5 protein-coding genes are annotated in these 13,370 nt (G+C 65.7%); 4 read left to right on the top strand and 1 reads right to left on the bottom strand.

The genetic code is table 11. The annotated features are described in order from the left end of the window. Positions 1-559 precede the first annotated feature (559 nt). Positions 560-3,673 carry an isoleucine--tRNA ligase gene (gene ileS / locus ACTNAU_RS04345; RefSeq protein ID WP_441097685.1) on the bottom strand — a complete coding sequence of 1,038 codons (3,114 nt, stop codon included), beginning with the start codon at positions 3,671-3,673 and terminating at the stop codon, positions 560-562. 458 nt (positions 3,674-4,131) lie between these two features. Here ileS and ACTNAU_RS04340 point away from each other — a divergent pair, with 458 nt between their 5' ends. From ACTNAU_RS04340 to ACTNAU_RS04325, 4 genes are all read left to right on the top strand, one after another. Further along, on the top strand, positions 4,132-4,683 hold the full coding sequence (locus tag ACTNAU_RS04340) for a dihydrofolate reductase family protein (protein WP_441097684.1): 552 nt from the start codon (positions 4,132-4,134) through the stop codon (positions 4,681-4,683). 164 nt (positions 4,684-4,847) lie between these two features. Continuing rightward, on the top strand, positions 4,848-5,960 hold the full coding sequence (locus ACTNAU_RS04335; RefSeq protein ID WP_441097683.1) for a nucleoside 2-deoxyribosyltransferase: 1,113 nt from the start codon (positions 4,848-4,850) through the stop codon (positions 5,958-5,960). A gap of 235 nt (positions 5,961-6,195) precedes the next feature. Then, positions 6,196-6,435 carry a pyridoxamine 5'-phosphate oxidase family protein gene (locus ACTNAU_RS04330; RefSeq protein ID WP_441097682.1) on the top strand — a complete coding sequence of 80 codons (240 nt, stop codon included), beginning with the start codon at positions 6,196-6,198 and terminating at the stop codon, positions 6,433-6,435. Between the two features lie 1,434 nt (positions 6,436-7,869). Further along, positions 7,870-13,194 carry an isopeptide-forming domain-containing fimbrial protein gene (locus tag ACTNAU_RS04325; RefSeq protein ID WP_441097729.1) on the top strand — a complete coding sequence of 1,775 codons (5,325 nt, stop codon included), beginning with the start codon at positions 7,870-7,872 and terminating at the stop codon, positions 13,192-13,194. Positions 13,195-13,370: the final 176 nt, after the last annotated feature.

Here is a 13,370-nt window from a genome sequence, read left to right as displayed (position 1 = left end):
GTGGGGCCGGTGGCCAGGCCGCCGGTCAGGCCATCTGCCAGAAGGGCAGTTTGGCCCCCAGGACGCGGGACGCCCAGACAAGAAGAGGGGGCGCCGGTCATCTCCACGCCGCAACGGCGCCGAAGGTGCCCGAGGACCCGCCCGGCGATGGACCGCTGCTGGCCAGGCCGCCGGGGGGATGTCTCCGGCTGACCTTTTGAGGGCGCTGTGAGCGAAGGGGGGGGAGACCATCCCCGAGACGGCCCAATCGCTGCCGGATACCCCGCATTCATCCGCGCGTCGGCGGTGGCCGGGGAAGGCGGCTGCCAGGGCACAGGCAAGGGCAAGAGCGAGGATAGAAGGCGATGGGCGGGGACAAAGAAATAGGAGCCCCCTCGCGCGGCCGAAGCGGCCGCCCAAAGTCCTTCAGAGCGGGCGGAGGGGAAGGCGGGCGAGACGCATGGCGGCGAAGGCCCCCTCTCCCACATTGTCCGGGTGGACCGAGGGCCGAAGCGGAAAGAGGGGCGCCGCCCGCAGGCAGCGCCCCTCTCTCGGTGGCAAGGTGGGTGGGGGAAGGGGACTAGACCCGCTTCACGCCCAGCTCCACCGCCTCGCCGTTGATGTCCCAGGACTTGGCGTACCCCTCGGGCTCGCCGCAGGCAAAGCCGTCGGCCAGCACGTCGGAGGCGATCTCGTCCCAGTTTTTGCGGGCGATGTCGGCCAGCTTCTCGCTGCCCTTCAGGGTGACGGTGATGTGGTCCATCACGTTGAAGTCGGCCTCTTTGCGCATGGTCTGCAGCTTGCTCACCAGCTCCCTGACATACCCTTCCTCGATGAGTGCGGGGGTGAGGGCGGTGTCGATGGCCACGGTGATGCCGCCGTCCTGCACGGTATAAAAGCCCTCGGTCTGCTTGGTCTCGATGAGCAGGTCATCGGCGGTGAGGGCGACCTCCCCGTCAGCCAGGGCCAGCTTCAGCTCGCCCTTGGCGTCCAGCTCGGCCTTGGCGGCGGAGCCGTCCAGCCCGGCCAGGGCGGTGCGGATCTCGCCCAGCTTCTTGCCGTATTTGGGGCCCAGGGTCTTGAGCTGGGGCTTGAAGGTGTAGGAGGTGAAGCGGCTGGCGTCCTCCACAAAGGTGACGGCCTTCAAGTTGAGCTCCTCCTCCACGATCTGGCGGTAGTACTCCTCCAGCGCGGCCGGGGCCTGCACGAACATGTTTTGCAGGGGCTGCCGGTTTTTGATGGCGGCGCCGTTGCGGGCCGAGCGGCCCAGCACCACGATCTGCAGCACCAGGTCCATGTTGCGTTCCAACTCGCTGTCGATGAGGGAGCCGTCCACCGCCGGGAAGTCGCAGAGGTGGATGCTCTCGGGGGCCGAGCGGTCCACGGTGCGCACCAGGTTTTGGTAGATCTCCTCGGTGATGAAGGGGACCATGGGGGCGGCCGCCTTGCAGCAGTTCACCAGGGCGGTGTAGAGGGTCATGTAGGCGTTCACCTTGTCCTGCCCCATCCCCACGGCCCAGAAGCGCTCTCTGCTGCGGCGGACATACCAGTTGCTCATGTCGTCCACAAACTCCTGCAGGGCGCGGGCGGCCTCGGGGATGCGGTAGTTTTGCAGGCTCTCGTCCACGGTGCGGATCATGGTGTTGAGTTTGGAGAGCAGCCAGCGGTCCATCACCGAGAGCTTTTCGGGCTCCAGCTCGTGCTGGGTGGGGTCGAACTGGTCGATGTCGGCGTAGAGGACGAAGAAGGCGTAGGTGTTCCAGAGGGTGCCCATGAACTTGCGCTGCCCCTCCCGCACGGCCTTGCCGTGGAAGCGGTTGGGCAGCCAGGGGGCGGAGTTCGAGTAGAAGTACCAGCGGATGGCGTCGGCCCCGTAGGTCTCCAGCGCGTCGAAGGGGTCCACCGCGTTGCCCTTGGACTTGGACATCTTCTGGCCGTTTTCGTCCTGCACATGGCCCAGGACGATGACGTTTTTGTAGGGGGCCTTGTTGAACACCAGGGTGGAGATGGCCAGCAGGGAGTAGAACCACCCGCGGGTCTGGTCCACCGCCTCGGAGATGAAGTCGGCGGGGAACTGCTGCTCGAACAGCTCCTTGTTCTCAAACGGGTAGTGGTGCTGGGCAAAGGGCATGGAGCCGGAGTCGAACCAGCAGTCGATGACCTCGGGCACCCGCTTCATCTGCCCACCGCAGTGGGGGCAGGTGATGGTGACCGCGTCGATGTAGGGGCGGTGCAGCTCGATGTCCTCCGGGCAGTTGGGGGAGAGGCTTTGCAGCTCCTCAATGCTGCCGACGGCGTGCCGGTGGCCGCACTCGCACTCCCAGATGTTGAGGGGGGTGCCCCAGTAGCGGTTGCGGCTGATGCCCCAGTCCTGCACGTTTTCCAGCCAGTCGCCGAAGCGGCCCTTGCCGATGGACTCGGGGATCCAGTTGATGGTGTCGTTGTTGCGGATCAAGTCGTCCTTGACGGCGGTCATCTTGATGAACCAGGAGTCGCGGGCGTAGTAGATGAGGGGGGTGTCGCAGCGCCAGCAGTGAGGATAGCTGTGCTCAAAGGTGGGGGCGGAGAAGAGAAGGCCCCGCTCCTCCAGGTTTTTGAGGACCTCTTTGTCGGCGTCCTTGCAGAACATCCCCGGCCAGAGGGTCTCCTTGGTCATCTGGCCCTTGCCGTCCACCAGCTGCACAAAGGGCAGGCCGTACTTGCGGCCCACGTTGGCGTCGTCCTCGCCGAAGGCGGGGGCGATGTGGACGATGCCGGTGCCGTCGGTGAGGGTGACGTAGCCGTCACAGGTGACGTACCAGCACTTCTCTTTGGGCTGCACAAAGGCAAAGAGGGGCTCGTACTCCTTGTACTCCAGCTCCCGGCCGGTGAAGTGCTCGAGCACGGTGTAGCCCTGCTCGCCCAGCACGCTCTCACAGAGGGCGGCGGCCAGGTAGTAGCGCTCCCCCCCGCTCTCCACCTTGACGTAGTCCTCGTCGGGGTGGACGCAGAGGGCCACGTTGGAGGGGAGGGTCCAGGGGGTGGTGGTCCAGGCCAGGATATAGGCGTCCTCCCCCTTGGCCTTGAACTTGGCGATGGCCGAGCGCTCCTTCACGTCCTTGTAGCCCTGGGCCACCTCGTGGGAGGAGAGGGGGGTGCCGCAGCGGGGGCAGTAGGGGACGATCTTAAAGCCCTTGTAGAGCAGCCCCTTCTCCCAAATCTGCTTGAGGGCCCACCACTCGGACTCGATGAAGTTGTTGTCGTAGGTGACGTAGGGGTGCTCCATGTCGGCCCAGAAGCCGACGGTGGCGGAGAAGTCCTCCCACATCCCCTTGTACTTCCAGACGCTCTCCTTGCAGCGCTTGAGGAAGGGCTCGAGGCCGTACTCCTCGATCTGCTCCTTGCCGTCCAGGCCCAGCTCCTTTTCCACCTCCAGCTCCACCGGCAGGCCGTGGGTGTCCCAGCCGGCCTTGCGGGGGACCATGTAGCCCTTCATGGTGCGGTAGCGGGGGATCATGTCCTTGATGACCCGGGTCAACACGTGGCCGATGTGGGGCTTGCCGTTGGCGGTGGGGGGGCCGTCGTAGAAGGTGTAGGTCTCGCCCTCCTTGCGGCTGTCGACGCTCTTTTCAAAGATGTGTTCCCTTTCCCAGAACTGCTCGACGTCCTTCTCCCGCTCCACAAAGTTGAGATCTGTGGGCACCTTGTTGTACATCTTTCTAAAACCTCCAATGCTTTCTTTCGTGCGCTGCGAAAGGTGAATCTATGGAAACGCGCAAACCGACAAAAAAGCCCCCGCCCTGCAAAACAGGACGAAGGCCGAATGCGCTTCGCTGTACCACCTATTGCAACATACCAACATATGCGTTCCCGATAACGGCGGAAAACCGGCGAAGCCTACTCGGTCGCCCTTTCAGCTTGCAACTCTAGAGGGATGTTCCGAGAGAAACGACTGGCGCCGGGCTCCCACTCCCCCCGGCTCGCTGTGGCGTTTGTTTCAAACGTACTGTCTCTATCATCGTCTTTGGCTATTTCTCCTACATTGTAATACAGCGGGGCGGAAACGTCAAACCCCTTTTGTGAAAAAAGGGGAAAAAGGCGGTGTTTTTTTGGCTGGATGGCTAAAATACATGAAAAGGGGCCCCACAGGGGCCCAAAAAAGGGGGAGACGGCGTGAACAGACGGGTGGTTCTCTACATCGGCATGAGTTTGGACGGGTATATCGCCGACCGGGCTGGAGGGGTGGGCTGGATGGCGGGGGACGGGTCGCAGCCCGGGTGCGGGGGCAGCTACCCCGATTTTTACAGAGGGGTGGGCGCGGTGGTGATGGGGGGCCGCACCCACCGCCAAATTGTGGAGGAGCTCTCCCCCGGGCGGTGGCCCTACCCGGAGAAGGTGTGCTTCGTGCTCACCCGCCGGCCGCGGGCGGCAGAGGGGGAGGTGACCTTCACCGACGAACCCCCGGCCCAGCTGATCCAGCGGCTGCGGCGGCGGGGGGATGGGGACATCTGGGTCTGTGGCGGGGCCGACCTGGCCCGCCAACTGGCGGCGGCGGACTGCATTGACCGCTACTGCATCTCGGTGCTGCCGATTTTGCTGGGGGAGGGGATTTCCCTCTTTGGCGGGCTGGGGGTCGAGCGCCCGCTGCGGCTGGTGTCGGCCGAGCGGTACAATGGCATCGTCGACCTGGTGTACGAGCGGCGGGGAGAGGCGGCTCTTTTATAGGGGATGACAAAAAATGGGGCCCCATTTCGGCACTCTGTCGAAAAAACCGTTTTGATATTGGCGGGGCCGTCAATTGACAGGGAGACAGCCGGGCTGTTACTCTGGGACTGGACGACGAGACGGCCCGCCGCGGCGGGCGGACGAAAACAAGGGAGGCATTTTTTATGAGAAGACCCCGCCTGTACATCACCGGCCCCCAGTGCTTTTACCCCGGGGGCGAGCACCAGCTGCTCACCATGAAATACCTGGCCGAGGAATACGGCTTTGAGGTCACCAACATCAAGGAGAAGATGGGCTTTGACGACTGCGACCCGGCCACCGGCAGGCAGCCCCTGCGCAAGCTCACCCCCGACTACCTGGACGACTGCGACATCGTGGTGGGGGACGTGAACTTCTTTCGCGGCGGCGAGCCGGAGAGCGGCACCATCTTTGAGCTGGGGGTCGGCTTTGCCCGGGGCAAAAAGCTCTACAGCTTCACCCGCGACCGGCGGGATGTGATCCACCGCTACCCGGTGGGCCAGCTCTGCCCCGACGGGAAGATCCTCGACGAGCACGGGATGGGCTACGCCACCGCCCACACCGCCGGCAACCTGATGTACATGGTCCCCTCAAAGATCGTGGAGGGCGATTTTGAGGACTGCCTCAAGACCATTGTCATGGACCTGATCGAAGAGGCCAAGGACCGCGGCCAGCGCATCGTCCCCCGGCAGGACCTGCGCGCCAAGTCCACCTGGCCCCTGGGGGAGCTGCCCCGGGCCTACCTGGCCGGGTTCGAGTGCTTCCTCTTAAACGCCAGGGAGGTGGGCGACCGGATGAAGGCCTTTGCCCTGGACCACGGGGTGGAGGGCATCTTCCCCCCCGACGAGGCCCCCGGCCTCAAAGAGCCCGAGGACATGAGAGACGTCTACACCCGCTCGGCCTTCTACTTTGACCGCGATCAGCTGCACATCCGCAACAGCAACATGGTCATCGCCAACCTCAACCCCTATCACGGCCACGAGCCCGACAGCGGCACCGTCTTCGAGAGCGGGATGAGCTTTGGCCTGGGCTACCGCTGCTACTGCTTCCTCTCGGACGGGCGGGAGCTCATAGAGAAGGTGCCCTGCAACCTGGGGGAGGACGGCATCTACCGGGACATCGAGGGGTACCGGGTGGAGAACTGCGGCCAGCCCCTGGCCTCCATCATCGCCTCCAACATGACAGTGGTGGTGGGCGGCTTTAAAGACGCCATCCTAAAGGTGGAAGAGGACACCAAGCGGCTGAAGAGAGGGGAGTAGAGCGCGGTGGCCCGGGAGATGCGCCGACAGCGGCAGCCCCTTTCCAGAGAGGGCTGCGAGGCCGTTTTGCGCCGGGGTGCTGGCGAGGGAGGACGGCTACCCCTACGCCGTGCCCCTGAGCGATGTCTTTGACGGGGGACGAGTTTTCTTTCACTGCGCCCCGGTCTGACAGAAGCTGGACGCCATTGCCGGGGAGGAGCGGGTCTCCTTTTGCGCCATCGACCAGGACCGGGGGGTGCCCCAGGGGTACACCACCTGTTTTCGCAGCGCCGTCGCCTTTGGCGGGGCGCGGGTGCTGCGGGAGGAGGGGGAGAAGCGGGTCGCCCTGGAACAGCTGGCGGCCGAGTATTCCCCCCAACGGCCGGAGGGCTGCCGGCGGGAGATCGAGCAGCTCTTCGACCGGGTCTGCGCGGTGAAACTGCGCGTCGAGCGGCTGAGCGGGAAGGAAGCCATCGAACTGGCAGAAGGGCGCTGAGAGAGAGCGGGAGAGCGGATGGCTCTCCCGCTCTTCTTTTCGTAGGGGAGAAGGGGAGACCGGCGGCCGGAAGCCTTCCTGTTGGAGGGAGACGGCTTTCTGTTCGCTGCCCTCTGCGGAAGAGAGGCTTGACCCCGCCGCCCTCGGGACGGGGGCAGGGCGGCCTGCGGGTTTGGGCTGGGAGGGTTGCGCTCTAGGGAATGGCCCCCTCCTGGCCGGACGCTGGCGGGGAGAGGGGGAGGACAGGCTGGAACATTTACAGGCGCTGGGGAGAGGGAGTCTTGTCCCGCTGCTCCTTGCGGGGGAGAGGGCTGCTCCCGCCCCGCCGCCCTCGGGACAGGGGCAGGGCGGCCTGTGGGTTTGGGCCGAGTGGGGTGGGCTCTGGGGAATGGCCCTCTCCTGGCCCGACGTTGGCGGGGAGAGGGGGGAGGACAGGCTGGAACATTTACAGGCGCTGGGAGAGGGAGCCTTGTCCTGCTGCTCCTTGCGGGGGAGAGGGCTGTTCCCGCCCAGCCGCCCTCGGGACGGGGGAAGGAGCCGTCCGCACGCCCTGGGGGGAGGCGTGCGTTTGGAGGAAAGAGGGCCTCTAGCCCGATTTTGGGGAGGAGAGGGGGACGAACAGACAAAGTCTCTACAGGTATCGGGGGAAAGGACTTGGTCCACTGCCCCCTGCGAGGGGCGGGGTCGGCCCCGCCGTTTTCTCGGGACGGGGAATGGGCGGTCTGCACACCTCGGAGTGGGGGGGTGGCGTTTTGAGGGAAGGGGTTCCTCCCCGCCGGACTTCGGCGCGGGGAGCGATAAATCGTCGAGGTCGTTACAGGCGCTGGGGGAAAGAGGTCTTGTCCCGCTGCCCTCTGCGGGGGAGGAAGCCGCCCCCACCGCCTTTGGGGCGGAGGGACGGGGCGTCTACGCGCTCTGGGGCGGGAGGGGCGCGTTGAGGCAAAGGGTCCCTCCTGGCTAGAGATTGGCGGGGAGAGGGGGAGAAAAGGGTGAAGCCACCACTGCTCCGCCGCCCTCGGGGCGGGGGAAAGGGTGGCCGCGCGACCCGCAAGGGAAGGGGTGAGAAGAGCCCCTTCCCGCCGGCCGTCGACGATGTGAGGGGCGAACGGGCGGGGATCGCTGCGGGCGCCGGAGGAGAGGAGTCCCGGGCGGCGGCAGGGAGCTGGGTAGAAAATCTTGACATATTTGGGTTAGATGGTAGAATGGTTGATAGTGTTTAGTAAGATTTTCCATTCGCGCTTTAAAATAAAAATGATGCCGCTTTTTTTAGTTGATTTGCGAAAAGCAAATCAACTTTTTTGTCTTTAATGCCCATTTTTTTCACAGAACGAAAAACCTTACTTTTCCAGCGCCCATCCACACGGAGCTGAAGAAGGAGATGTGAAAAGCATGCGATTGCGGCACAAAAGGGGCGCCAGGTGGGGCGGCCGAGTGATGGCCCTGCTCTTGGCGACGGCGATTTTCGCCGGCAACCTATTGACGGGATTTGCACAGGAGGGCCCGGCCACCGAGACCGGCGCATACACGGGGGCATCCGCGGGAGTGGAAGCGCCCCCTTCCGACCCGGCGGCCGAGGAGCTGGCGGCGCTTGAAGAGGAGATCGCCGCCCTGCCCGCTCCCGACCAACTGACCAGCGACAGCGAACGCCAGGTCTACGACCGGCTGATGGCGCTGGTGGAGCGGCTGGAGGCGCTGCCCGAGGCACAGAGGGACAAATTGAGCCAGCCGGCGCAGCAGAAGTTGGACGAGCTGTGCGACCACTTTGCGGCCCAGACGGAGCCGCTGGCGGTAAACGGTGTGATCGGCACCCCCAACAGCGCCACCTATGTGCAAAATGCCATGGACGACGTGACCCTGGTGGGGCCCTATCAGTTCAACATTGCGGGCAACAGCAACACCCAGGGCAAGTACAACAACGTCAACAACTTCGCCGTCTCCCTGCACGGCGACACGGCCGGCGAGAACGCCGCCGGCTACGCCCTGCCCAACGCCGTGGGGGGAAAGCTGGCGGCAAACAACAAAAATTCCAGCACCGCCGTGCTGGAAAAACGGGGGGAGAACACCAAGGTCGTCAAGGCCTACCTGCTGGTGTGCGCCACCCAGACCGCCACCTCTGTCAACAATAGGGCGGCGCCCCTGTCCCAGTACGGGATGTGCCTGAAGGGGCCCAAGGGGGCCATCAACCGGTACTACCCCAGCAAGATTTACTACGACAACGACAACTGCCGCACCTCCTGCTACTTTGACGTGACCGATTTTGTCAAGGCCCAGGGATACGGCACCTATGCGGGCATCAACATCCCCTACACCAACATGAATGCCGGGATATGGAACAACGGTGCGGATTTATTCGGGGCCTGGAAGCTGATCGTGGTGGAGGAGGACCCCGCCCTGCCGCTGCGGATGATGAAGCTGAAGCTGGGCGGCGAGTCGGTCGTCAACGGCGCCACCACCACCGTGACCATTCAGGGCAACGGCCTGGTCATCAAGGGCGGCGGCAAGGTCAAGCCCAGCGGCGAACTCCTGGTCTCGATGGACGGCTACGACATCGGCGACAGCAGCCAGACCCTGCGCTACTACACCGACAAAGACGGCACCCAGAAAAAGATCTCCCAGCCGCCGCTGCGGGGCGCCGACTACTTCTTCTCGGCCCAGATCAGCAAATTGGGAAAGGCGCTGACCACCAACCCCGGGCCGGCCTACGCCTATGCCCTGAACAGCCAGAGTTACCTGTCTGTGGCCCAGGTGAACGGCGGCAGTCCATTCACCCTGTACAACACCGATTTCTCCACCATGAAGATCAACGACAGCCAAAACGCTGGGGGGATGAACCTGCAGGGCGGCGAAAAGACGGTGTCCATGCTGGCCAACACCAGCAGCGCCCCCACCCTCTTGAGCGCGCTGGGGCTGGCGGTGGACATTGTGGTGCCCGAATTCACCACCGGCCTGACGGTCACCAACCTGACCCAGCACTACGCCACCAGCGACGCGGGGTACGACCCCCACAGCGACTACGCCCAGCCCGGCGACCGGCTGCGCGCCAGCGTCGTCTGCGGCAACACCTCGACTTCCAGCAAGAACATCGGCATCAAAAACGCCGTGCTCACGGTGGAGGTGCCGGCCTTTATGGATGTGGATGCCAGCACCATCTCGGCCTACTACGTGACGCCCACCGGCGGGAAGACGGCGCTGACCGGCTCGGTGTCGGGGAACAAGGTCGTCTTTAAAAACAGCGCCGGCACCTCGGTGGTCAGCGGCGGCCAGTTCGAGGTGTCCTTTGAGGGGACCGCCCGGGGCAGCCGCACCTACACAGCCTACGCCAACAAGGCCTGGATCGAGGGGACCTTTGTCGACGACTCGGGCAACCACTACCCCTCCTTCCTCATCGACAACATGGGCATCGCCTATGCGGAGACGGCCTCGGACATCCTGCGCTTTCCGGTCTCCTTTACAAAGGACGGCGAGGGGACGGTCGGCGGCGCCGGCCGCTACCCCTATGACGGGTCGGCCCAGCTCACCTGGCAGCCGGCGGCCGACCACTACACCCGGCTGCTGCTCATCGACGGCCAGGTGCGGGACGACCTGGTGCTCGGCGGGAGGCACAGCCTGCCCATTGACAGCCGGGCCCACGAGGCGTTTGCCGCCTTTACGGTGGGCGAGCGCCCTGTCAAGGACAACTACCTCGTCGCCACGGCCGGCGACAGCCACGTGACCCTCACCCCCAGCAGCATCGTGGAGGCGGGGGCGGACCACACTGTCTCCTGGTCGGCAGAGGCGGGATACAGCGTCAGCGAGGTGCTGGTGGACGGCTACGCCTACCCGGTGTCGGACAGCGACTCCATCGCCTTTAAGGGGGTGGCGGCCGACCACACCGTGGAGGTGCGGACGGTGAGCCAGTACGCCTACGTGCAGACCATTGTGCGGGGCCCGGGGGAGATCACCCCCTCTGTCTCGGTGCGCAAGGGGGAGGATTACACCGTCCGCTGGAACGCCACCGGCAGCGGGATCCTGTCCCAGATCACCGTCAACGGCATCACGGTGTACGACGAGCACACCAGCGCCGACGCGCCGCCGGTGGAGCGGCTGTTTGCCGACATCCAGCAAAACCAGATCGTGGAGGTCATCTACCGCGAGCCGGATGCGGTCCCCCTGGACCAATTGCTGCTCAACACCCAGATCTTGGGCGGGCCCGGCAGCATCACCCCCTCCAAGGTGGTCAACCCCAGCGATTCGGCCACTGTCGAGTGGACGCCCGGCAGCGGCCACACCGTGCAAAAGGTGCTCTGCTACCGCGGCCCGATCGTGACCCAGCTGCCGGTGAGCGACAACCGGGTGACGCTGACGAACATCACCGAGGACTGCATGGTACAGGTGTTTTTACAGAGGGACGACGCCCCCGCGGCCGACGAGCTGTACCGCATTGAGACGGCGCTCACCGGGGGACCGGGAAGCATCACCCACAGCCAGCTGGACATCCAGCGGGGGGAGGAGCGGACCATCACCTGGTCGGCCAACCCGGGCTACCGGGTGACGGCAGTCGTCGTGGACGGGGAGACCCGGGACGACCTGTTGCGCGCCGGCAGCTTCACCTTTGCCGACATCGACCGCGACCACTACCTGTTCGTGCAGGTGCAGGCGGAGGGGACCCCGACCGAAGACGAGGCGTTTTACCGGGTGGACACCGCCAGTGTGGGCGGGGGCAGCGTGAGCGCCTCGGCCCGGGTGGAACCCGGCGCCGACCACACTGTCACCTGGCAGCCCGCCGACGGGGAGTCGGTGCTGCGGGTCACGGTGGACGGCATCGAGCGGCCCGACCTGGTGGCCGCCGGGCAGGTCAGCTTCACCGACATCGCTCAAAACCACCGGGTGTCGGTGGTCTTTACCCAGGGCGCCGTCGAGCCGCCCGCCCCCGAGGACAGCCTGTGGGTGCGCACCGACCTCTACGGCGGGCCGGGGACCATCACCGGCTCCAGCGCGGTTGAGAGCGGGGACAGCTACCCGGTCGCCTGGACGGCGGCCGCAGGCTATCGGGTCAAGACCGTGCTGGTGGACGGCCGGGCGATGGACGCCCTGCTGGACCAGGGCGGCTACACCTTCGCCGACATCGCCGAGGACCACCACATCGTGGTGATTTTGGAGGCGCAGCCCGCCGACGAGGAGAAGGACAGGACCCTCTTCACCATCTACACGGAGATCGTGGGGGAGGGGGAGATCACCCCCACGGCGACCCTCTCCCGCGGGGCGGACCACCAGGTGAACTGGTCGGCCGCCGCCGGCTGGGTCGTGGACCGGGTGTACGTGGACGGCGTTGAGCAGACCGACGCCGTGGCCCAGAGCGGACGGATGGACTTCACCACCATTGCCGGGGACCACCGTGTCAAGGTGGTGCTGCGGCGGGATGGCGAGACCGCCCCCGACCCGGTCGACAGCCTCTACCGGGTGGAGACGGCGATCACCGGCGGCATCGGCACCATCACCCCCACGACCCACTACGCCGCCGGGGCGGACGCCCAGGTGGAGTGGGTGGTGGACGCCCGCTACACCGTCGCCCGGGTGTATGTGGACGGGCAGCTGCGCGGGGATTTAAGCGGCCGCGACAGGGTGGCCTTCCTCCAGTTGGAGGGAAATCACCGGGTGGAGGTCGTGCTGATCCCCCTGCGACCCGCCGAGCGGGAGATCGTCAAGGCGGCGGCCAACCTGACCCACCCCGACGGCCCCAACACGGTGGGAGACAGGGTGCAGTACACCCTGACTGCCAGGAACAAGACCGCCCACTCCCAGTGGGACAACGTGGTCCTCTCCGACCGGCTGCCCGCCAGCCTGACCATCGATTTGGACAGCGTAGGGCTGGTGGGGCCGGACGGCGCCCCCTGCCCCGACGCGGACCAGCGGGTCGCCTTTGACGAGGCCACCAACACGCTGACGGTGCGGGCCGGCACCCTCCTCGCCGAGCAGACCTTCACGGTGACCTTTGTGGCCACCGTCAACGAAAAGGCCGTCTCCCCCACAGGGGGGGTCAGCATCCGCAACATGGCCCTCGTCCAGGGCACCGACGCCGACGGCGAGCCGGTGGAGGACGTTTGGAGCGAAGGGGTGACGCCCGGCGACGAGGAGACGGTGCTGCCCCTGGCCCCCGACCCCTACATCGAAAAGACTGCCCAGCGGCTGACCGGTGAGGGCGAGGTGCTCTATGTGGGCGACGCGGTCGGCTACCGGATCGCCGTCGGCAACCGGAAGGCGGGGTCCCTGTGGGCCGATGTCCGGGTGCGGGACCGGCTGCCCGCCGGGTTGACCCCCGACCTGGACACCCTCTGTGTGGTCGGGCCGGACGGCGTTCGGCGCGCCCCCGCCGACTACAGCTACGACGAAAAGGCGCACACCCTGACGGTGTGTCTGGGCGACCTCTACGGCGGGGAGGAGTATGTCGTCGAGTTCGAGGCCACCCTCAACGAGAAGGCCCTCACCGAGGGCATCGGCAACACGGCCACGGCGGTGGGATATCCCCCCGACGACCGGCCGGAGGAGCCCCCCGCCGCAGGGGACCGGTGGCCGGAGGGCGGCGGCGCCATCGGCGTTGACACCCCCGACCCGGTCTACCCCGACGGCTACACCAAAAACAGCGAGGTGGCGCGGCGCGACAGCGGCGAGGACACCGCCAACACCGGCGACGAGCGGCGGTGGGGCGCACTGCTCCTCTGCCTGGGCGCGCTGGGAGGCGTGGTAACGCTGCAGTGGCGGCGGGAGCGGACGCGCGGGTAGGACCTGCGCGGATGAGGCGAAGTGCAAATGCCCAAAAGACAGCCGCTGTAATCTGGCCAACCTATCGCAGATGGGAAGCAGTTTGGGCGAAGGCTGTGTTCACCTCACCCCTTTAGAGGGGGATAAAAAGCCGCTTTAAACGCCTTTTGTAAGGAAAAGTGGGGGGGGGGGGGTTG

It is taken from the genome of Bittarella sp. HCP28S3_D9 (genome assembly GCF_052065655.1).
GTDB lineage: Bacteria > Bacillota > Clostridia > Oscillospirales > Ruminococcaceae > Bittarella > Bittarella massiliensis.
This window is presented reverse-complemented; position numbering and strand designations above follow the sequence as displayed.

Excerpts from the sequence above, each read along its gene's own strand:
- ileS (WP_441097685.1), bottom strand. The coding sequence starts at position 3,673 with ATGTACAACAAGGTGCCCACAGATCTCAACTTTGTGGAGCGGGAGAAG.
- ACTNAU_RS04325 (WP_441097729.1), top strand. The coding sequence starts at position 7,870 with ATGGCCCTGCTCTTGGCGACGGCGATTTTCGCCGGCAACCTATTGACG.
- ACTNAU_RS04335 (WP_441097683.1), top strand. The coding sequence starts at position 4,848 with ATGAGAAGACCCCGCCTGTACATCACCGGCCCCCAGTGCTTTTACCCC.